The following is a 20700-nucleotide window of genomic DNA, read 5'->3' as shown; positions in this document are numbered from 1 at the left end:
GGTATGCCTCGCTATTATCCCTTGCGCGATAAGATTACAAGATGACGCTCACCTTCCAACTCAGGAACCTTCAAAGCTTTGATGTCGATCACACTGCACCATTCAGGAAGTGAGTTTAGCTCCTCTTGCGGACGTTGGCCCTTTAAAGCTAAAAACACCCCTTGTTTAGCACAAGGTAGGTGATGACACCACTCTACCATATCTAACATGGAAGCAAAGGCACGACTGAGTACGCCATCAAAACCGTGCTCTGGCTTAAACTCTTCTACTCGACTTTGCAGTGCGGTGACATTATCGATTCTCAGCTCATGCAAAACTTGCTTAATAAAGCGGATTCGCTTACCTAAACTATCGAGTAAAACAAACTCTCTATCCGGATTCATGATCGCCAGAGGAATACCGGGTAATCCAGGGCCTGTCCCGACATCAATAAAGCGTTGCCCCTGTAAATATGGGCTGACCACAATACTATCGAGAATATGCTTAACCAACATTTCCTGTGGATCGCGTACAGAAGTTAGATTATACGCTTTATTCCACTTATTGAGTAACTCTACGTAACCGACCAGTTGCTCACGCTGCTGATCGGTAACGACCAAATCCGTTTGTGCAATCAATGCATCGAGTTTACTTCGTAATGGGTTCATTACGCAGCCTCTCCTTTTTTCAAGAGACCTTGTTTTTTCAGATGCACTAATAAAATTGAGATCGCGGCAGGAGTTATCCCTGAAATACGCGATGCAATCCCCAATGTTTCAGGCTTCGCTGCGTTCAATTTGAGTACAACTTCATTCGATAAGCCTTTGACTTGCTTATAATCTAAATCTGCAGGCAATTTGGTGTGCTCATAGCGCAGTGATTTTTCGATCTCATCTCGCTGACGCTGAATATAACCTTCGTATTTAACTTGAATCTCAACTTGTTCCGCCGCTTCACTATCTTCAATCGCTGGCGAAAACGTCGCGATAGACGTCACCTGTTGATAGCTCATTTCTGGACGACGCAACAAGTCTTCTCCGTTAGCTTCACGGGAAATAGGGGTTTTCAATAATGCATTCAACGCCTCAGCATCTGCAGAGGTTGGATTAATCCAAGTCTCTTTTAGACGCTGGCGTTCCTGCTGCATATGCTCGACTTTTTGATTAAAACGAGCCCAACGTTGTTCGCAAACTAACCCAAGTTGATAAGCTTTTTCTGTCAAGCGGAGATCGGCGTTATCTTCACGTAGCAACAAACGGTATTCAGCACGCGAAGTAAACATACGATACGGCTCTTTAGTGCCCATTGTCGAAAGATCATCAATCAATACGCCCATGTAAGCTTGATCACGGCGCGGACTCCAACCTTCTTTGCCTTGACTGTACAAGCTGGCATTTAAACCAGCCATCAAGCCTTGAGCGGCCGCTTCTTCATAACCGGTAGTACCATTAATTTGTCCAGCAAAAAACAAGCCGTTGATAAACTTAGTTTCGTAAGTTTGTTTTAAATCCCGTGGATCAAAGAAATCGTATTCAATCGCATAGCCAGGTCGAACAATATGCGCATTTTCGAAGCCCTGCATTGAGCGGACTATTTGCACTTGAACATCAAACGGCAAACTGGTCGAGATACCGTTAGGATAGAGCTCGGTTGTCGTCAATCCTTCAGGCTCAATAAAAATCTGATGGCTATTTTTGTCTGCAAAACGCATCACTTTATCTTCGATGGATGGGCAGTAACGCGGCCCAATCCCTTCGATCACTCCGGCATACATCGGACTGCGATCTAAGTTATTGCGAATCACATCATGGGTTTTTTCATTGGTATGGGTAATAAAACAAGGAATTTGACGCGGATGTTGCTCACGTTTACCCATAAATGAGAAAACAGGCGTTGGATTATCGCCGTGTTGTGCTTCTAACTGAGAAAAATCGACACTACGTGCATCAATACGTGGAGGAGTGCCCGTTTTTAAACGATCCACCCGAAATGGCAGTTCACGTAAACGATGGGCTAAAGCGATCGACGGAGGATCCCCAGCTCGACCACCTGAAAAATTCTCTAATCCTATGTGGATCTTACCACCAAGGAAAGTCCCTACCGTCAATACCACCGATTTGGCATGAAACTTTAGGCCCATTTGCGTGACCACACCACGCACATGATCTTGCTCAACGATCAAGTCGTCGGCTGCTTGCTGAAATAAGGTTAAATTCGGCGTATTTTCTAGTGCATGACGAACATAAGCTTTATAAAGCGCACGATCCGCCTGCGCCCGAGTAGCTCGAACTGCTGGGCCTTTAGAAGCGTTTAATGTTCTAAATTGAATACCTGCATGGTCAATAGCTTGTGCCATTAAACCACCCATCGCATCCACTTCTTTGACTAAGTGACCTTTACCTATTCCACCAATGGCGGGATTGCAAGACATCTGGCCTAAAGTATCGATATTATGCGTCAGAAGTAACGTACGCTGTCCTGTACGAGCGGCTGCGAGTGCGGCTTCCGTTCCTGCGTGACCGCCACCAACCACAATGACGTCAAATGTTTCGTGATAAAGCATGAACGACCTCAGGTATTTATTGAGATAGGGATAAACAAAAGAGACGTATTCTACCTTCTTTCCTAAGCAGAGAAAATCGCTTTTCTACTTTTTTAGCTTACGTGTTAATTAATAATATAAAGAAGATCTATAAAGAGATCTTTTATTAGATCTATTATTACGCAAGAGGATCTCTGTGGATAAGTAGGAAATGATCAACAAGATCATGATCATGTAAGCGATCGGATCATGTGTTCAGACACTGATCAAATCGCGTATTAGCTGGGATCAAAAAATAAACTTATGCACAGGCATAAAAAAGATCTTCGTTTATTAAATAATAACTACCGGTTAATCACCGTATAACGATTAACTTATCCACAGATGTTCGATGGAAAAACAGGGGGAAAATGAATAAGAGTCGATAGGATAAATGAGGAGAAACTAAAAAAGCGGCCCAAGCCGCTTTTTTATCATGTCTACGAACGAAAATCAGAGTTATTGATTTTCTAATAAATGAGGTTTATTGATGGCAATTTTACGTGGTTGCATTGCTTGAGGTATTTCTCGTTCTAAGTCGATGTGCAACAAACCGTTTTCAAGCCCAGCACCAATGACTTTTACATAATCAGCCAGTTGGAATTTTCGTTCAAAATTACGTTCAGCAATGCCTTGATAGATATAATTACGGCTCTCTTCTGGCTGACGTTCACCACGGACAATTAAGGTATTTTCTTGTTGAGTGATATCGAGTTCTTGCTCTGCGAAGCCAGCGACCGCCATTGTGATACGGTACTTATTGTCTTCTTGTTGCTCGATATTATAAGGAGGGTAACCCCCTTGAGTATTTTTATTGTTGTTAGCTTCCATCATATTCAATAGACGATCAAAGCCAATCGCGTTGCGGTATAAAGGAGTAAAATCGACAGTTCTCATAATGCTATCCTCTTAGTAAGCAATAGTCTTAACGAGTTTCGTTAAGGATGAAGCTTATTGTTAACAACTAAGCTCATCAAGGTTGATATTGAGTGACGGGCTTACCTCAGTCAGTGAGCATAACGCCAGTCCAAGTCGAGGTCCTTACGGCATCCTCTTCACTATTTTATATAAGGTCGGTGGTTGAACTTTCAAGTGTAGAAAATCAATTTTTTAAAAAAGCCTAATCAGGTGATTAGGCTTCTTGATAATCAATAAGTTAGAAAAAGGTTATCTGGCGCGACTTTTACGTGCTTTTTCTACTCCGTTCTCAGAGGCTTTTTCTTGTTTCAATTTACGCTTTTCCTTTAAGCTTAATTGAGGTTTTTTCAGGTCTTTTTTACTCATGAGTGAGATCTCCTTCATTTACTGACAAAGTAAGCAACCACATGGCACGGATGTGCGCTGAGGTTGGTATGACTGACGGGTAACTTGAGTGATAACAAAAGAGCGTCGTTGGCCGAGCAGTAGCAGATCAATGACTTCTTGCTCGGTTCGACCAAACAGTGCGGCACCTAAGTAAGAATCGACCGCAATATAGCCTACGGTATGATCACAACGATGATCAGCAACCAGCTTGATTTTAAAGGGACTATTGGTTTCTATATCCAATAGGTGCACGGTATCACCTAAACGAATGCTGGTGGTTCGCGGGCAGCATGGGACATTTTGTTGAGCTTGTCGCTCGAACAATTGAATAAGTAGCAAAGGGGATTGATAGGTGATAAACCCACTGGTTAACCACCACATACGCAACGTTTGTAACCATGATCGGTAAAAGCGGTAAAGCATAGTGATTTTCCTCACTCCTGATAACAAGACAGCCGTTAAGTGCCTCCCGAGAGCAAGTTTGCTCTCGGTCTAAACCAGAAATGCCATCACTATTCCTCCTGCAAACGTTATGTGATTCCCTGTCACCGCTAGTGGCGATTGGGCTATATCGATGAAGTCAGTTGACTATAGCGGGTTAAAAAAAGAAAGCAAAAGCGGTTAGCCAGAGAAAATGGCGTTTTTAAGCAGTAAAGGACAGAAAATGGTAAAGGTAAGATTAATACTAGGACTAAAGGCCAGTTTTATCGAAATAAGAGAATAAAATGGTTATTTTCGCTGTTTATATAAACAAAAACGCAGTGCCAAAGCACTGCGTTAGAGAACTAGGATGTTATGAAAAACTACACATCTAAGTTTGCTACTCTTAATGCGTTGTTCTCAATAAAGGCCCGACGAGGCTCAACTTGATCGCCCATCAATGTAGTAAATAACTCATCAGCCCCAACCGCATCTTCAATGGTGACTTGCATCATGCGGCGCGATTCAGGATCCATTGTGGTTTCCCAAAGTTGATCCGGGTTCATTTCTCCTAGACCTTTATAGCGCTGAATGGCTAAACCACGACGCGATTCTTTGATTAACCAGTCGAGGGCGGCGGTGAAACTGGAAACCATTTGTGTGCGTTCACCACGTTGAATGTATGCCCCTTCTTCTAGAAGCCCGTCGAGCGCCTCAAAAAGATCCGCCAACCGGTTGTATTCTTTAGAATTAAGCAAATCAACACTGAGTAGATAATCGTACGTTACCCCATGGGTACGGACGATTATTTTTGGAGAATAAACACCAAGAGCAGGATTATGTTCGATTGCAAAGTGATACTGACTTGCACCGACCTCTTTCGCGTTTAATTGAGCAACTAAACGTTCTGTCCACGCCTCTACTGCGTCGCTATCTTGGCATTGTTGCTCAGTTAAGCGTGGCATGTAGGTAAACTCATTGAGCATCGCCAGTGGATAACGACGACTCATACGTTCAACCAGTTTCATGGCGGCATTATATTGAACGACAAGTTTCTCTAGTTGTTCACCTGCGAGAGCGGGAGCACTGGTGTTGACGTGTAAAGAGGCATTATCTAATGCTAAAGCGATTTGATACTGCATCATCGCTTCTTCATCTTTGATGTATTGCTCTTGTTTGCCTTTTTTGACTTTATACAATGGAGGCTGAGCAATATAGATGTAGCCACGTTCGATCAATTCTGGCATTTGACGATAGAAGAAGGTCAATAATAGCGTTCGGATGTGCGAACCATCGACGTCAGCATCGGTCATGATGATGATATTGTGATAACGCAGTTTGTCTGGGTTGTATTCATCGCGGCCAATACCACAGCCCAGTGCGGTGATCAGCGTGGCCACTTCCTGTGAAGAGAGCATTTTATCAAAACGCGCTTTCTCAACGTTAAGGATTTTGCCTTTTAGCGGTAAAATAGCTTGATTCTTACGGTTACGCCCTTGTTTAGCAGAGCCTCCGGCTGAATCACCCTCGACAATATACAGTTCAGACAGCGCTGGATCTTTCTCTTGGCAATCGGCTAGCTTACCTGGTAAGCCTGCTAGATCGAGTGCGCCTTTACGGCGCGTCATTTCACGCGCTTTACGTGCCGCTTCGCGAGCTCGAGCAGCATCAATAATTTTACTGCACACCATTTTTGCTTCAGAAGGATGCTCGGCTAAAAACTCATTAAGCTTTTCACCCATCGCCGATTCAACCGCCGATTTCACTTCAGAAGAGACCAATTTGTCTTTGGTTTGGCTGGAGAACTTAGGATCGGGAACTTTAACAGAAACAACCGCCGTTAAGCCTTCACGAGCATCATCGCCTGAGGTCGCGGTTTTGGCTTTCTTGCTGTAGCCTTCTTTTTCCATATAGGTGTTAAGCGTTCGAGTCAGTGCGGCACGAAATCCAGCTAAGTGAGTCCCGCCATCACGCTGTGGGATGTTATTGGTAAAGCAGTAGATGTTTTCTTGGAAGCCATCATTCCACTGCATTGCTACTTCAACGCTGATCCCATCGTCACGTTCTTGGTTAAAATGGAAAACCTTTTCATGAATGGGGGTTTTGTTTCGATTCAAATGGGTAACAAATGCTTGAATTCCCCCTTCGTACATAAAGTGATCGTGTTTATCCGCTTCACGTTCATCTTGTAGACGAATAGAGACGCCTGAGTTTAAAAAAGACAGTTCACGCAGACGTTTGGCTAGAATTTCATAATGAAATTCAATATTGGTAAATGTCTCAGCACTTGGCCAAAAACGCAGTGTAGTACCTGTACGTTCGGTATCACCAACCACCGCTAACGGGGCTTGAGGTACACCATGACGATAAGTTTGGGTATGAACTTTGCCACCACGATAGATGGTTAACACGACTTTTTCAGACAACGCGTTGACGACAGAAACCCCAACGCCGTGCAAGCCGCCAGATACTTTATAAGAGTTATCATCAAACTTGCCCCCAGCATGCAAGACGGTCATGATGACTTCCGCAGCAGAGACGTTTTCTTCAGAATGCAGTTCCGTTGGGATACCACGGCCATCATCGCTGACCGATACCGAGTTATCTTCATGAATTGTCACGACGATATCTTTACAGTGACCCGCTAACGCTTCATCTATTGAGTTATCCACCACCTCAAAAACCATGTGGTGAAGACCGGTGCCATCATCGGTGTCGCCGATGTACATTCCTGGACGCTTACGTACCGCGTCTAGACCCTTCAGTACCTTAATACTCGATGAATCGTAATTATTCGACATGAGTGACTCTCTCAGTAGTTATCCTTGCTCTATTGTGCCATGTTCGACATGAAACATCTTGCTATTCGGCTCGATCATGTCGGTGACTTGACTTTCAGTAATAGAACTTACAAAAACTTGAGCCCCCGTCGTTTTTAAGCAGTCTGCAAGACGCTGACGACGTTGGCTATCGAGTTCGGAAGCAAAATCATCAATCAGATAAATGCATTGCTTCCCGGTCAGCTCGGTTAAATGTTGACCTTGTGCTACGCGCAGGGCGCAAACCATCAACTTAAGCTGGCCGCGAGATAGAACATCTTCTACAGGTGTCCCATTAACTTTTATTTTCAAATCCGCTTTGTTTGGACCACTGAAGGTGTAACCTAACAATTGGTCACGGGCAAAGTTGTTTTGTAATATCTCTTTATAAGGCGTTTGTTTATCCCAACCTCGATAATAGGTTAAGCTTATCGAAAATTCGGGTAAGAAGCTTTGACACAATGCTTCAGCCACTTTTTTCATTTGTTCAACATAGATCTGACGCCACTGATCTATCTGCTCGGCAAGTTGAGCTAACTCTTGATCCCAGTAGCTGATCTCACGATAGCTTTTGGCGGTTTTAAGTAATGCGTTGCGTTGTTTATTTAAGCGTTTAAATCGCCCCCAAGCATCAAAAAAAGCCGGTTGAGAATGAAAAACTCCCCAATCAATAAAGGCTCGACGTTGTTTCGGTCCATCGGTTAACAGTTCAAATCCTTCCGGATGAATTAACTGTAATGGTAAGACCTGTGCCAGTTGAGCTAACTTCTGTCCTGATTGACCGCCTATTTTAACCTCTGTAGAGCCATCTCGCTGCTTATTAATGCCAATCGGTAGCTCAAATTGATCCGAGTTCAAAAAACGGCCATGAACAAATAGCTCTGAGCACTCATTTTGAATCACTCTTCCAGTTAATGAGCTCTTAAATGAGCGACCATGGCCCAATAAATAGATAGCTTCTAGTACACTGGTTTTACCGCTGCCATTGGGCCCAATGAGAAAGTTAAAGCCTGATGACAGGGTTATATCACAGGCTTTAATGTTACGAAATTGCTGAACGACTAAGCGAGTCAATGGCATGATATGTTCTTTATCGGTCAATTAAAGACGGATAGGCATGACCACGTACATAGCACTGTCGTCCTCAACGTTTTCGATGAGCGCACTGGCATTGGCATCTGACATTGAGATGCGAACCTGGTCACAGCGTAAGGTATTGAGCACATCAATCACATAGCTGACGTTAAAACCAATTTCTATCGCTTCACCGCTAAAGTTCACATCGAGCATCTCTTCTGCTTCTTCTTGCTCTGGGTTATTAGCGGTAATGCGCATCGTACCTTGAGCAAGATTCACGCGCACACCACGAAATTTTTCATTGGATAAGATAGCCGCACGTGAGAAAGCTTGACGTAATTCATCACAGCCGGTGAGCAATGTTTTATTGGTATTTTGTGGTAAAACTCGGCGATAATCTGGAAAACGGCCATCAACGAGCTTCGATGTGAAGACAAAATTATTGACTTCAGCACGGAGGTTGGAGGCACCAATTTGCAACACAACGGGTTGTTCTGGCGCATCAAGCAATTTTACGAGCTCTAAAATACCTTTACGAGGAACGATGATTTGTTTGTTTGCCAACGCTTGAGTGATGGTTGTTTGAGCGACAGCCATACGGTGACCATCTGTCGCTACGGCACGTAAGGTTGTCCCATCGATTTCAAACAGCATACCATTGAGATAATAACGTACGTCTTGGTTGGCCATAGAAAACTGAGTCTTCTCAATCAGCCCACGCAATTCAGCTTGGGTGACAGTAATATCGATATCGCTCTGCCAGTCTTCAATGTTTGGGAAATCATTGGCTGGTAAGGTGGCTAAAGAAAAACGGCTACGACCAGAGCGAATCGAAATGCGGTCCCCTTCAAGTAGTACGGTAATCACCGCACTGTCTGGTAAACCACGGCAGATATCCAAAAACTTACGCGCTGGAACGGTAATACTACCGGCTTCAAAATCGCCTTCCAACGTCACTCGACTGATTAACTCTACTTCTAAGTCGGTTGCGGTGATCGAGAGTTGGTCATTCTCAATTTTTAATAATAAATTACTTAAAATGGGTAATGTTGCTCGCCCACCTAATGTACCGGAGACCTGTTGCAGGGGTTTAATAAAGTGACTACGTTCAATGGTAAATTTCATAGTGAGATCTTAACCTAACGATATGGAATAAAACGGTACCAAGTGAGCCTTCAATATAGCGCAAAAACTTATGAAGAAAGGGTACGAATTAAATTGGAATAATCTTCTTTTATGTCGTGACTTTCTTCACGCAATTGTTCGATTTTTCGGCAAGCATGCAGGACCGTCGTATGATCTCTACCACCGAACGCATCGCCGATTTCTGGTAGGCTATGGTTGGTCAGTTCCTTCGACAGTGCCATCGCCAGTTGGCGAGGACGAGCCACAGAGCGAGAGCGACGCTTAGATAACAAATCAGCGACTTTGATTTTGTAGTATTCAGCGACGGTCTTTTGAATGTTATCAATAGTGACCAGTTTCTCTTGTAAAGCGAGCAGATCGCGCAACGCTTCACGGACAAAATCAATGGTGATCGGTCGACCGGTAAAATTGGCATTGGCGATCACTCGGTTAAGTGCCCCTTCCAATTCACGAACATTAGAACGTAAGCGTTTGGCAATAAAGAACGCGACTTCATCAGGAAGATGAATTTGATGATCTTCCGCTTTGGTCATTAATATGGCTACGCGAGTTTCTAATTCCGGAGGCTCAATCGCAACGGTTAATCCCCAGCCAAAACGAGATTTCAGGCGATCTTCTACCCCATTGATCTCTTTAGGATAACGATCCGATGTTAAAATGATCTGTTGATTACCTTCAAGTAATGCGTTGAAGGTATGGAAAAACTCTTCTTGTGAACGTTCTTTGTTGGCAAAAAATTGAATGTCATCGATCAATAAAGCATCGACGCTACGATAGTAACGTTTAAATTCTTCAATCGCGTTATTTTGTAGTGCTTTAACCATATCTTGCACAAAACGCTCAGAGTGCATGTAGACCACTTTCGCATTGGGTTTGTTATCGACAATCGCATTGCCCACCGCGTGCAGTAGGTGAGTTTTACCCAAGCCAGTTCCCCCATATAAAAACAATGGGTTATAAGCTGCACCTGGGTTATCGGCCACTTGACGCGCGGCAGCAAGGCCGAGTTGGTTCGACTTACCTTCAACAAAATTATTAAACTTATGTTTAGGGTTTACGTTAGAGCGATGATTAATATCGCTAGCGGCAGAATCGTCGTCCCATGTTTTATTTACTGGTCTGCGCTGAGCTAATTGCGCTGGTGCTGAGGATTCAGCCGCGACATCTGCCGCGGTTCTCACTGGCGTGGCAGCGACTGGCACCGAGGCTGTTACTCGTCGGCTACCGACTTCAAAGCGTAAACTCGGCGCATTGTGACCACAATGCTCTCTAAGCAACCGGTTGATGTTATTTATGTATTTATCACGTACCCAATCGAGAACAAAGCGGTTTGGGGCGAACAAAGTGAGAGTATTGTCATTGAGCTCCGCTTGTAACGGACGAACCCACATGCTGAATTCTGTGGCTGGTAGCTCTTCTTGAAGCTGTTGCAAACACTGCAACCAAAGCGAAGATGACACGGTTCCCTCACTCTAAAATTAATGGCTGATAAAGAAGGTGATTCTACCTGTTGATAACTTAGATCGCCAGTGATTGATCGATAAACTCTTGAATAAGATCGAAGTTATACACAAGCTTCTGGGGGTATTTACGAGGATCCTCACAGGGATCGGGGTAATTACCCCCATTATGATCCACATATACTAAGATCTTGTTAAGTTATCCCCAATAGCGATTTTTACTATCTTACTTTGTATTAATCGCCAATAAGCTATGGCTAACTCGGTATAAGATGTGCATCAGATGCAGTGGGATCCGTAAATTAAGAGTATGGAGAAAAAGTAGATTGAGTAAAAAAGCGTGAAGATCGACCGAGGATCCTTGAGATTTCATCGATACTCCGTATAATCGCCCGACCGGAAAGAATGGGGAGGTAAAGGACTTATTGAAAAATGAGTAACACTTCGCCACCCCAAGTCATTGACACTTTTTGTGACTGTGATTACAATTCCGCCTCTTTGTTGAGAGGCGTCGGCGTCTTTACGAAGACACATATCCCACGCCGGGTTAACTTAAGAACCTAACACTACTGATCAGTAAAGGTAATAATAATGTCTAAACGCACTTTTCAACCTTCAGTTCTAAAGCGCAAGCGTACTCACGGCTTCCGTGCACGCATGGCGACTGCGAACGGTCGTAAAGTAATCAATGCACGTCGTGCAAAAGGCCGTAAGCGCCTGTCAAAATAATCACTGAATTATTTTGAATACGTACGCGTTCAATCGGGAGTTACGTCTGTTAACTCCCGAGCATTATCAAAAAGTCTTCCAGCAAGCGCATCGTGCTGGCTCTCCTCACTTTACCATCATTGCTCGCGATAATAACCTTTCTCATCCTCGTTTAGGATTAGCTGTCCCAAAGAAGCAAATTAAAACGGCTGTGGGTCGTAATCGCTTTAAACGCATTGCTCGTGAAAGTTTTCGTCTCCATCAACATAAACTTGCTAACAAAGATTTTGTTGTGATCGCGAAGAAAACCGCGCAAGATTTAAGCAATGAAGAACTGTTTACTTTATTCGACAAGTTATGGCATCGCCTATCTCGCCCTTCACGTGGTTGACTATTGGTTTAGTTAAACTTTACCAATGGATCATCAGTCCGCTCATCGGCCCTCGTTGCCGGTTTACGCCGACTTGCTCAAATTATGCGATAGAAGCATTGAGAGCTCACGGTTTTATAAAAGGGTGTTGGTTATCTGGCAAACGTCTATTAAAATGCCACCCTTTGAACGAAGGGGGATATGACCCCATTCCACCAGTCAAAAAACCAGACAGAGACAAATAACGATGGATTCTCAACGTAATATCCTGTTAATTGCTTTGGCGCTTGTTTCTTTTTTACTTTTCCAGCAATGGCAAGCAGCAAAGAACCCAGCCCCACAAGTGATTGAGCAGGCTCAAACCAGCACCACGGCCCCAGCACCTTCATTTGCAGATGAATTTGATCCTGCTCCTGAGCAACATCGTGCTGCTGCACAAACCGTGACGGTCACCACGGATGTTTTGACTCTGTCAATTGATACCGTTGGTGGGGATATTATTCATGCTCAGCTCAATCAGTACGCTGATGAACTTAATTCATCAACCCCATTTACTTTGCTAAGAAATGACCCGAATCACTTGTTTATCGCTCAAAGTGGTTTGATTGGTCCGCAAGGTATCGATTTGAGTAGTAATCATCGTCCGGTTTATCACGTTGATAGTGATCATTTTGTTTTGGCGGATGGTGAGCAGGAACTGCGTATTCCGATGACCTATCAAGCAAATGGCATTGAGTACGTGAAAACCTTTATTGTCAAACGCGGTGATTATGCAATTGATGTTACTTTTGATGTGATCAACCGTTCTGGTAATAACGCGACACTGGGCATGTATGCGCATTTACGCCAAACCTTGCTTGATTCAGGCGGCAGTTTAGCGATGCCAACTTATCGTGGTGGCGCTTACTCTACCGAAGATACGCGTTATAAAAAATTCAGCTTCAAAGATATGCAAGATCGTAACTTGTCACTTCCTTTACCCAATGGTCAGGGATGGGCAGCGATGATCCAGCATTACTTTGCTAGCGCATGGATCCCTCGCAATGAACCTGGTACTAATCTGTATTCTCGCGTGATTGGTAACGTTGGTGATATTGGGGTTCGCATGCCGAACAAAACTATTGCTGATGGTGATGCGACTCAGTTTACCGCGACCTTATGGGTTGGCCCTAAATTGCAAAATGAAATGGCCGCTACCGCTCCGAATCTAGATTTGGTGGTCGACTATGGTTGGTTATGGTTTATTGCTAAACCGCTGCATACTTTGTTGTCATTTATTCAGAGCTTTGTTGGCAACTGGGGTGTCGCAATCATCTGTTTGACCTTTATCGTCCGTGGTGCCATGTACCCACTGACCAAAGCGCAATACACTTCGATGGCTAAAATGCGTATGCTGCAGCCTAAGTTGCAAGCTATGCGTGAGCGTATTGGTGATGATCGCCAGCGCATGAGTCAAGAAATGATGGAATTGTACAAGAAAGAGAAAGTGAACCCTCTGGGTGGCTGTCTGCCTATCTTGTTACAGATGCCAATCTTCATTGCGCTTTACTGGGCACTGATGGAATCGGTTGAATTACGTCATTCACCGTTCTTTGGTTGGATTCATGACTTATCGGCGCAAGACCCATATTACATCTTGCCACTCTTGATGGGTGCCAGTATGTTCCTGATTCAGAAAATGAGTCCGAACACTATTACTGACCCTATGCAGCAGAAGATCATGACCTTCATGCCAGTGATGTTTACCTTCTTCTTCCTGTTCTTCCCATCAGGCTTAGTGCTTTACTGGTTGGTATCGAACATCGTAACGTTAATTCAACAAACGTTGATTTACCGTTCACTTGAGAAGCGCGGTTTGCATTCTAAGTAAGGCTATATATCGTGAATGAAGGCGACCTTTTGGTCGCCTTTTTGTTCGCCGCTGATTACAATAATCACTCATCGATCGTTAAGTAGGTAATAGTATGACCACCGATACCATTGTCGCGCAAGCTACCGCTCCTGGGCGAGGCGGCGTTGGCATCATTCGTGTTTCTGGCCCACAAGCCGCTTTTGTGGCCAAACAAGTAACCGGGATGGACCTTAAGCCTCGTTATGCGCAGTATCTGTCTTTTAAGGATGCTGATGGTACTGAACTAGACCAAGGCATCGCGCTGTATTTTCCAAACCCCCACTCCTTTACTGGTGAAGATGTACTAGAACTACAAGGTCATGGCGGACCTGTGGTGATGGACATGTTGATCAAGCGTATCTTAGCGATTCCAGGTCTTCGTCCAGCACGCCCTGGAGAGTTTTCCGAGCGCGCGTTTTTAAACGATAAGTTAGATTTAACTCAAGCCGAAGCGATAGCGGACTTAATTGACGCCAGTTCAGAGCAGGCGGCAAAATCCGCTCTTCAATCGCTGCAAGGGCAGTTTTCTAAACGCATTAATACTCTAGTCGAGTCGTTGATTCATTTACGCATTTACGTCGAAGCAGCGATCGATTTCCCGGAAGAAGAAATTGATTTTCTAGCCGATGGGAAAGTTTCTGCCGATTTACAAACCATCATTGATAATCTGGCCGCGGTTCGCCAAGAAGCCAACCAAGGCGCGATTATGCGTGAAGGGATGAAAGTGGTGATAGCTGGGCGTCCTAATGCCGGTAAATCGAGTCTGTTAAATGCGTTATCGGGTAAAGACTCGGCAATTGTCACCGATATTGCTGGTACCACGCGTGATGTATTGCGTGAACACATTCATATTGATGGTATGCCGCTGCATATTATTGATACTGCAGGTTTACGTGAAGCATCGGACGAAGTGGAAAAAATTGGTATTGAACGCGCGTGGGAAGAAATTAAACAAGCCGATCGCGTTTTATTTATGGTTGATGGTACAACGACTGAGGCAACCGATCCGAAAGAGATTTGGCCTGATTTTGTCGACCGTTTACCGGATCATATGGGTATGACAGTGATCCGTAATAAAGTCGATCAGACCGGTGAAACTCTTGGTGTATGTCAGACAAGCCAACCAACCTTGATCCGTCTTTCGGCCAAAACAGGTCAAGGTGTCGAAGCGCTACGCACGCATTTGAAACAGTGCATGGGCTTTACCGGTAATCAAGAAGGTGGTTTTATGGCGCGACGTCGCCATCTTGATGCGTTAGAGCGTGCCGCTGAACACTTAGCGATTGGCCAGCAGCAACTGGAAGGTTACATGGCTGGTGAGATTCTTGCCGAAGAGTTACGCATTGCTCAGCAGCACTTAAATGAGATCACCGGCGAGTTCAGTTCTGATGATCTCCTTGGCCGTATTTTTTCTTCGTTTTGTATTGGTAAATAGATTAGTCAGTTGTTGTCTGCCATTATGAACTGTAGGGGTATTCGTCCTAATTCAGACCATCTTAAGGCAAACAACCTCTTTTTATATTCGTTAATCGAGTAATGCACATGATTCATATTATTACCGGAAGTACCTTGGGTGGGGCTGAGTATGTAGGCGATCACATTAGTGACGTACTGCAGCAAGCGGGGTTGGATACTCAGATTCATAACCAGCCCGTATTGGCGGATATTCCAGCACAAGGCACATGGCTGATTGTGACCTCAACCCACGGTGCTGGGGATTATCCTGATAATATTCAGCCTTTTATTCATGATCTGCAGCAAACGCCACCGAATACTCAGCTGTTATCTTACGCGGTGGTTGCGATTGGTGATTCAAGTTATGACACCTTTTGTGCGGCGGGAAAACACGCTGATGATTTATTGGAAGACATTGGCGCAACACCGATTGTAGATTGCTTAACCATTGATATTCAGCAACATCCTGTCCCTGAAGATGCGGTTGAAGAGTGGTTAAGTGAATTTATTCAGCGTGTGGCGAAGTAACCTGAATATGCGGTAAGTTAGTCGGCGGATTGAACCTGGGCGCATTTACGGTTTGCACATAAGTGTTTCGTTCCGCTGGCAAATTTTTTCTCTACCAGTAACGGAAAGCCACAAGCTTGGCATTGTCCTGCTAATGGCTTCTGGTTGACGGCAAATTTGCATTTTGGGAAGGCATCACAGGCATAAAAGGTTTTACCAAAGCGTGATTGACGCTCCACTAGATGGCCTTGATGACATTCAGGACAAACTAGGTTCGTCGTATGGTTTTCGTTCGGTGTTGTCGCGGTTGGTGACTCGATATGGTGACAGATTGGGTAGTGACTACAACCGATAAACATGCCGTAGCGACCTTGGCGTAGCACCAGTTCATGTTGACATTCAGGGCAAGCGACTCCGAGTTGTTTGACAATTTGTCCATCGTTGTGATGTAAGGGTTTAATATAGTCACAGTCGGGGTAGTGCTCACAGCCTAAAAATGGACCAAGCTTAGCACGACGAAGCTGCAACGCTCCGCCGCACTTAGGGCATGGTTGATGGCTGAGTGCCTGTTCATGAGCCGAAAACAGCGCAGGATCTATAGAGTTACTCATAGCTGTCTAATGCAAAATACCTTGTTCTTTGCTGTATAGCAGCTCTTCCATCATGGTATAGGCATTTTCATTGCCTGGAACATTAAACAGCACCATTAAGATAATCCATTTCAAGTCATCGAGTTCGAATTCATTGGTTTCTAAGCCCATGACTCGATCAATAACCATTTCTCTGGTATCAGAGGTTAATACTTTGATTTGTTCTAAAAACAATAAGAATCCACGCGCTTCAATATCCAAACGTTCCATTTCTTGGCCAGTGAATATTCGCATTGACGTGGTTGCACTGCTGGCAATGGCGGAGTGAGTATCGGTTTGTTGCAACGCCGCCAGCTCTTCGAGCCAATGTAGTGCCTTGTATATGTCTGGTTGATGAAAGCCTGCTCTTAACAATTCATCTTCGAGTTCGTCTTGATCCACTTGCAATTCAGCATCGCTATGGATATACGTCTCAAATAGATACATCAAAATATCCATCATCATAGCTTGCCTCTCCCCTTACGAATATAGCCACCGGAAACGGCAACAACATGGCCTAAAAGCTCTAACTCTAGTAGCTGCATCATGACTTCTTGCACGGGGATATGGGTCCGTTGTGCCAAAATATCAACTGGTGTCGCTTCTACTCCTACGTTAGCTAACAGCTCGGGAAATGGCAATTGTTCTTCATCATTTGGGCAAGAAAAAAGTTCACCTTGTGTCGTCGAGGATGAATCTTTGCACCAATTGAGCACGTTTTCTACTTCTGCCAAAATATCCTCAACATTTTGTACGAGGCAGGCTCCTTGACGGATCAGTTGATTACTGCCTTGGCTATTGGCGCTGGTGATTGGACCGGGAATCACAAAAACGTCTCGCCCTTGCTCTATTGCATAGCGGGCGGTGATTAATGAGCCACTTTTTTCAGCCGCCTCTACGATCAACACCCCAAGTGATAAGCCACTGATAATGCGATTACGCCGAGGAAAATGCTCGGCACGCGGTGGCGTATTCGGGCGAAATTCAGAGATTAATGCTCCATTGGCTTTGATCCGCTCAGCAAGAGTCTTATGTCGGGCAGGATAAAGATAATCAAGCCCTGAGCCTAATACGGCTAAGGTTGCGCCCCCCGCTTTCAGGGCACCATCATGCGCATAACCATCAATACCTAAAGCCAGTCCACTGGTGATCACGACATCGTGTGCGACTAATTCACCAGCAAATTGTTGGGCGATGTGTTGATTATCAATCGTCGCATTGCGGCTGCCAACAATGGCGATTTGAGGTTGTTTTAACCAGTGTCGTTGCCCTTCAACAAACAATACTTTGGGGGGCGAGGGAATTTCACGCAATAAGGGAGGATAATTGACCTCATCATAGAGAGAGATGATATGACGCTGTGTGGCTTGTTGCTGCCAGATTAAACACTGTTCAACGTCCTTCTTACTTTGGTTAAGCAGATAATCCACTTGTTGAGCGGTTAATCCCAGAGCCAGCCATTGTTCGGCACTGTAACCAGCAAGGTTGGTCAATCCATCACGACTCAGTAATCGGCTTAAGTTCTTTTGGGTTAACTTAGGCGTAAAACAGAGCGCAAGCCATATGGCTAAATCATGCTGGTTGGTTGGCATCATGGCTCTATTGAAGAAGTGAACTGAATGTCGATGTTGCGGTATCCGATACTTCGGGAGGCAGGAGCAATGTCTGATTATCAATCGCAGCTTGGCTACTGGTGATCAGCGCTAAACTCATGGTTGGATAAGGACGAATGACCATGAGAGTACCGATTTTTTTCTCTGGTAACGTAATTGCTTTGCTAGCACGCTGTGCTACGTCGCTATATTGCCCTCCTTTTTGGTAAACCGTTTGGCCGACTTGATAAAGTTCAAACATACTGCCTTGCTCTAGACCTTCTTGTTGTCCATGGTCGATGACCACCACATGGTGTTTAGCTGCATATTGACTGCCTTCCAACGTGCCGAGTAATCTAGGGCGTGCATCACGTGGTGCTGGGTGAGGGAAAAAAGTCGTGCTTAGTAACGACTCTAGATTGATTTCTGGCAAAGCGATATCGTTGGTTCGGATCTCTTGGTTCATTTCGTCAATGGTTAAGGCTGTGATTGAGTCCGTACTGCTAACTCGCTGTGCAGTTGCCAAGCGCCGTAAAGCCCACATCGAGTGATCAGCGTGATGAAACTCATTCATCGCTCGATAGATACCCCAATGTTGCGCCTCATGTTGACCTTCAAGGTATAGCGTATCTTGTTGACTCAGGTATTGTTTGCCTTGATTCGATCCAAGAATGCGTAACTGGTCGTTCAACTCTTGGGAGGGAATCAGTCTATCAACCTGTAAATAAGGTAATAGTAATTGTTCTTTGATGGTGGTGACGGGGGACTTTTCGAGTATCCGAGCCTGTGGGCTGAGTTTGATCATCGGCTTGAGAGTTAGAGCCGGTTGACCGCCGCGCCAGATTAACGTCAGTTGATCGCCAGGGTAAATTAAATGTGGATTTTTGATCTCAGGGTTTGCTTGCCACAGGCGTGGCCAGAGCCACGGACTGTCTAAATACAGGGCAGAAATATCCCACAGTGTGTCGCCTTTGACCACGGTATAAGTTCGTGGTGCAGAGTCTTTAATGGTTAAGGGGGATGCATAAGCTAACGTATTGATGGATAAACTGAGAACAACGAAACCGAGCGATCTGAACAATAACCACAGAGAGCGATGTCGAGTCATTAATACGGCCATCATCTGACTTCCTTGCTGGATGAATGAGAAAAAGGTTTGTGAGAAATATGGCAGGATGCTGTCATTTAGGTCATAAAATGTCTAGAATTGACCCAACCAGCATTAAGCTGTTTCGGCACAGTTCAATTTTTCGAGTGTATATGTCTGTATTACAAGTATTAACATTCCCTGATGATCGTCTTCGCACCGTTGCCAAGCCGGTTGAAAAGGTCACGCCTGAGATCCAAAAAATCGTTGATGACATGTTAGAAACCATGTACGACGAAGAGGGCATCGGGCTTGCAGCGACTCAAGTCGATATTCATCAACGTATCGTAGTGATTGATGTCTCGGATAGCCGAGATCAACCTATGGTGTTGATTAACCCGCAAATTATTGAAAAGCGCGGTGAAGATGGTATCGAAGAAGGTTGTTTATCGGTACCGGGTTCGCGAGCTTTAGTGCCTCGTGCCGCTGAAGTGACCGTAAAAGCGCTTAATCGCGATGGCGAAGAATATACCTTTGAGGCTGATGATCTATTGGCTATCTGTGTTCAGCATGAGTTGGATCACTTAGAAGGTAAGCTATTTGTCGATTACCTATCGCCATTAAAGCGTAAGCGTATCAAAGAGAAGTTAGAAAAGATTAAGCGTTTCAACGAGAAACGCGCTTAATACAAGAGAGGTCAGCGTGAACCAATCATTACGTATTGTGTTTGCAGGAACTCCGGACTTCGCCGCCCGTCACTTGGCGGCGTTGTTGTCTTCGGAGCATGAGGTTATCGCGGTGTATACTCAGCCCGATCGACCAGCCGGGCGCGGTAAAAAACTCACTGCCAGCCCAGTTAAACAGATGGCGCTTGAGCACTCCATTCCTGTCTATCAGCCTGAGAATTTCAAAAGTGATGAAGCCAAACAAACCTTAGCCGATCTTAATGCCGATGTGATGGTGGTGGTGGCTTACGGTTTGTTATTACCGAAAGCTGTGCTCGATATCCCTAAATGGGGTTGTATTAATGTCCATGGCTCAATTTTACCTCGCTGGCGTGGTGCAGCGCCAATTCAGCGCTCGATTTGGGCCGGTGACAGTGAAACGGGCGTGACCATCATGCAGATGGACGTTGGTCTTGATACCGGTGATATGCTGAGTATCGTTCGCTTGCCAATAGCAGCCAGTGACACCAGTGCCTCAATGTATGACAAATTGGCTGAGCTTGGCCCACAGGCTTTGGTTGCTTGCCTTGATAAGTTAGCTTTAGGTCAACTTAGTCCAGAAAAGCAAGACGATGCTTTGGCAAATTACGCCCAAAAACTGAGTAAAGAAGAAGCGAAAATCGATTGGACCCAAGAGGCAACGTTCATTGAGCGCTGCGTGCGAGCCTTTAACCCTTGGCCAATCAGCCATTTTGATGTCGCTGATAACACGATTAAAGTGTGGCAAAGCCGTGTCGATGAGCGCGAGTCTACTCATGCGCCCGGTACTATTATTCAAGCAGATAAATCGGGTATTTATGTGGCGACAGGCCGTGGTGTGTTAGTACTAGAGCAGATCCAAGTGCCAGGTAAAAAAGCCATGCCAGTACAAGATATTCTTAATGCTCGTGCCAGTTGGTTTACGGTGGGTACCCAACTTAGCTAAACCTTTACGAGGGCAGAGATGCTC

21 protein-coding genes are annotated in these 20700 nt (G+C 44.8%); 8 read left to right on the top strand and 13 right to left on the bottom strand.

The window, feature by feature from the left end:
• Positions 1-14: 14 nt before the first annotated feature.
• From rsmG to BSR11_RS17295, 9 genes are all read right to left on the bottom strand, one after another.
• Positions 15-647, bottom strand: coding sequence for a 16S rRNA (guanine(527)-N(7))-methyltransferase RsmG (rsmG, locus tag BSR11_RS09995; RefSeq protein ID WP_072670264.1), 633 nt, complete (start codon positions 645-647; stop codon positions 15-17).
• On the bottom strand, positions 647-2542 hold the full coding sequence (mnmG, locus tag BSR11_RS09990; protein ID WP_072670263.1) for a tRNA uridine-5-carboxymethylaminomethyl(34) synthesis enzyme MnmG: 1896 nt from the start codon (positions 2540-2542) through the stop codon (positions 647-649). The genes rsmG and mnmG overlap by 1 nt, the downstream gene beginning before the upstream one ends.
• Before the next feature lie 477 nt (positions 2543-3019).
• A complete protein-coding gene (locus BSR11_RS09985) occupies positions 3020-3457 on the bottom strand; it encodes an Hsp20 family protein (RefSeq protein ID WP_072670262.1) in 438 nt (145 codons plus the stop codon).
• A gap of 405 nt (positions 3458-3862) precedes the next feature.
• On the bottom strand, positions 3863-4288 hold the full coding sequence (locus BSR11_RS09980) for a GreA/GreB family elongation factor (RefSeq protein WP_072670261.1): 426 nt from the start codon (positions 4286-4288) through the stop codon (positions 3863-3865).
• A 380-nt stretch (positions 4289-4668) separates the two neighbouring features.
• Entirely contained in the window at positions 4669-7086 is a 2418-nt protein-coding gene (gene gyrB, locus BSR11_RS09975; protein WP_072670260.1) for a DNA topoisomerase (ATP-hydrolyzing) subunit B, read from the bottom strand.
• An 18-nt stretch (positions 7087-7104) separates the two neighbouring features.
• Positions 7105-8184 (bottom strand): DNA replication/repair protein RecF, encoded by a 1080-nt coding sequence (gene recF / locus BSR11_RS09970; protein WP_072670259.1) that lies wholly within the window; start codon positions 8182-8184, stop codon positions 7105-7107.
• Positions 8185-8205: 21 nt separating this feature from the next.
• On the bottom strand, positions 8206-9306 hold the full coding sequence (gene dnaN / locus BSR11_RS09965) for a DNA polymerase III subunit beta (protein ID WP_072670258.1): 1101 nt from the start codon (positions 9304-9306) through the stop codon (positions 8206-8208).
• 68 nt (positions 9307-9374) lie between these two features.
• Positions 9375-10787, bottom strand: coding sequence for a chromosomal replication initiator protein DnaA (gene dnaA, locus BSR11_RS09960; RefSeq protein ID WP_072670257.1), 1413 nt, complete (start codon positions 10785-10787; stop codon positions 9375-9377).
• A 226-nt stretch (positions 10788-11013) separates the two neighbouring features.
• The gene (locus tag BSR11_RS17295; RefSeq protein ID WP_167363657.1) at positions 11014-11160 is read right to left on the bottom strand and encodes a hypothetical protein; all 147 of its coding nucleotides are present in this window, start codon (positions 11158-11160) and stop codon (positions 11014-11016) included.
• Positions 11161-11378: 218 nt separating this feature from the next.
• Between BSR11_RS17295 and rpmH the strand changes: the two genes are divergently transcribed.
• The 6 genes from rpmH (at position 11379) to mioC (ending at position 15739) form a co-directional block, all read left to right on the top strand.
• On the top strand, positions 11379-11516 hold the full coding sequence (gene rpmH, locus BSR11_RS09955) for a 50S ribosomal protein L34 (RefSeq protein WP_072670256.1): 138 nt from the start codon (positions 11379-11381) through the stop codon (positions 11514-11516).
• Between the two features lie 46 nt (positions 11517-11562).
• Entirely contained in the window at positions 11563-11886 is a 324-nt protein-coding gene (gene rnpA / locus BSR11_RS09950; RefSeq protein WP_233268204.1) for a ribonuclease P protein component, read from the top strand.
• The gene (gene yidD / locus BSR11_RS09945) at positions 11853-12110 is read left to right on the top strand and encodes a membrane protein insertion efficiency factor YidD (protein ID WP_072670255.1); all 258 of its coding nucleotides are present in this window, start codon (positions 11853-11855) and stop codon (positions 12108-12110) included. The genes rnpA and yidD overlap by 34 nt, the downstream gene beginning before the upstream one ends.
• A 2-nt stretch (positions 12111-12112) precedes the next feature.
• A complete protein-coding gene (gene yidC, locus BSR11_RS09940; RefSeq protein WP_072670254.1) occupies positions 12113-13735 on the top strand; it encodes a membrane protein insertase YidC in 1623 nt (540 codons plus the stop codon).
• A gap of 94 nt (positions 13736-13829) precedes the next feature.
• Positions 13830-15191, top strand: a complete 1362-nt coding sequence (gene mnmE, locus BSR11_RS09935; RefSeq protein WP_072670253.1) for a tRNA uridine-5-carboxymethylaminomethyl(34) synthesis GTPase MnmE — start codon at positions 13830-13832, stop codon at positions 15189-15191.
• A 107-nt stretch (positions 15192-15298) separates the two neighbouring features.
• Positions 15299-15739, top strand: a complete 441-nt coding sequence (mioC, locus tag BSR11_RS09930; RefSeq protein WP_072670252.1) for an FMN-binding protein MioC — start codon at positions 15299-15301, stop codon at positions 15737-15739.
• A gap of 17 nt (positions 15740-15756) precedes the next feature.
• Here mioC and BSR11_RS09925 read toward each other — a convergent pair whose 3' ends face one another.
• The 4 genes from BSR11_RS09925 to BSR11_RS09910 are packed head-to-tail and all read right to left on the bottom strand — an operon-like array spanning position 15757 to position 19062.
• On the bottom strand, positions 15757-16329 hold the full coding sequence (locus BSR11_RS09925; protein WP_072670251.1) for a DNA topoisomerase family protein: 573 nt from the start codon (positions 16327-16329) through the stop codon (positions 15757-15759).
• 6 nt (positions 16330-16335) lie between these two features.
• Positions 16336-16812 carry a DUF494 family protein gene (locus tag BSR11_RS09920; protein ID WP_072670250.1) on the bottom strand — a complete coding sequence of 159 codons (477 nt, stop codon included), beginning with the start codon at positions 16810-16812 and terminating at the stop codon, positions 16336-16338.
• Positions 16809-17942 carry a DNA-processing protein DprA gene (gene dprA, locus BSR11_RS09915; protein WP_072670249.1) on the bottom strand — a complete coding sequence of 378 codons (1134 nt, stop codon included), beginning with the start codon at positions 17940-17942 and terminating at the stop codon, positions 16809-16811. The genes BSR11_RS09920 and dprA overlap by 4 nt, the downstream gene beginning before the upstream one ends.
• 4 nt (positions 17943-17946) lie before the next feature.
• Positions 17947-19062 carry a LysM peptidoglycan-binding domain-containing protein gene (locus BSR11_RS09910; RefSeq protein ID WP_240004062.1) on the bottom strand — a complete coding sequence of 372 codons (1116 nt, stop codon included), beginning with the start codon at positions 19060-19062 and terminating at the stop codon, positions 17947-17949.
• A gap of 137 nt (positions 19063-19199) precedes the next feature.
• Here BSR11_RS09910 and def point away from each other — a divergent pair, with 137 nt between their 5' ends.
• Together def and fmt are read left to right on the top strand one after the other, a co-directional pair.
• Positions 19200-19712, top strand: coding sequence for a peptide deformylase (gene def, locus BSR11_RS09905; RefSeq protein ID WP_208604781.1), 513 nt, complete (start codon positions 19200-19202; stop codon positions 19710-19712).
• Positions 19713-19728: 16 nt separating this feature from the next.
• Complete coding sequence (gene fmt / locus BSR11_RS09900; protein WP_072670247.1) at positions 19729-20676, top strand: methionyl-tRNA formyltransferase; 948 nt, start codon at positions 19729-19731, stop codon at positions 20674-20676.
• The last annotated feature ends 24 nt before the right edge of the window (positions 20677-20700 follow it).

The sequence above is a fragment of the Vibrio injensis genome, from assembly GCF_001895205.1.
Classification (GTDB): Bacteria; Pseudomonadota; Gammaproteobacteria; order Enterobacterales; family Vibrionaceae; genus Vibrio; species Vibrio injensis.
This window is presented reverse-complemented; position numbering and strand designations above follow the sequence as displayed.

Coding starts and splice junctions, on each gene's coding strand:
- rpmH (WP_072670256.1), top strand. CDS start 11,379: ATGTCTAAACGCACTTTTCAACCTTCAGTTCTAAAGCGCAAGCGTACT.
- BSR11_RS09985 (WP_072670262.1), bottom strand. CDS start 3,457: ATGAGAACTGTCGATTTTACTCCTTTATACCGCAACGCGATTGGCTTT.
- mnmE (WP_072670253.1), top strand. CDS start 13,830: ATGACCACCGATACCATTGTCGCGCAAGCTACCGCTCCTGGGCGAGGC.
- mnmG (WP_072670263.1), bottom strand. CDS start 2,542: ATGCTTTATCACGAAACATTTGACGTCATTGTGGTTGGTGGCGGTCAC.
- rsmG (WP_072670264.1), bottom strand. CDS start 647: ATGAACCCATTACGAAGTAAACTCGATGCATTGATTGCACAAACGGAT.
- dnaN (WP_072670258.1), bottom strand. CDS start 9,306: ATGAAATTTACCATTGAACGTAGTCACTTTATTAAACCCCTGCAACAG.
- BSR11_RS09910 (WP_240004062.1), bottom strand. CDS start 19,062: ATGATGGCCGTATTAATGACTCGACATCGCTCTCTGTGGTTATTGTTC.
- mioC (WP_072670252.1), top strand. CDS start 15,299: ATGATTCATATTATTACCGGAAGTACCTTGGGTGGGGCTGAGTATGTA.
- BSR11_RS09980 (WP_072670261.1), bottom strand. CDS start 4,288: ATGCTTTACCGCTTTTACCGATCATGGTTACAAACGTTGCGTATGTGG.
- dprA (WP_072670249.1), bottom strand. CDS start 17,942: ATGATGCCAACCAACCAGCATGATTTAGCCATATGGCTTGCGCTCTGT.
- gyrB (WP_072670260.1), bottom strand. CDS start 7,086: ATGTCGAATAATTACGATTCATCGAGTATTAAGGTACTGAAGGGTCTA.
- BSR11_RS09920 (WP_072670250.1), bottom strand. CDS start 16,812: ATGATGATGGATATTTTGATGTATCTATTTGAGACGTATATCCATAGC.
- yidC (WP_072670254.1), top strand. CDS start 12,113: ATGGATTCTCAACGTAATATCCTGTTAATTGCTTTGGCGCTTGTTTCT.
- recF (WP_072670259.1), bottom strand. CDS start 8,184: ATGCCATTGACTCGCTTAGTCGTTCAGCAATTTCGTAACATTAAAGCC.
- BSR11_RS09925 (WP_072670251.1), bottom strand. CDS start 16,329: ATGAGTAACTCTATAGATCCTGCGCTGTTTTCGGCTCATGAACAGGCA.
- def (WP_208604781.1), top strand. CDS start 19,200: ATGTCTGTATTACAAGTATTAACATTCCCTGATGATCGTCTTCGCACC.
- BSR11_RS17295 (WP_167363657.1), bottom strand. CDS start 11,160: ATGAAATCTCAAGGATCCTCGGTCGATCTTCACGCTTTTTTACTCAAT.
- yidD (WP_072670255.1), top strand. CDS start 11,853: ATGGCATCGCCTATCTCGCCCTTCACGTGGTTGACTATTGGTTTAGTT.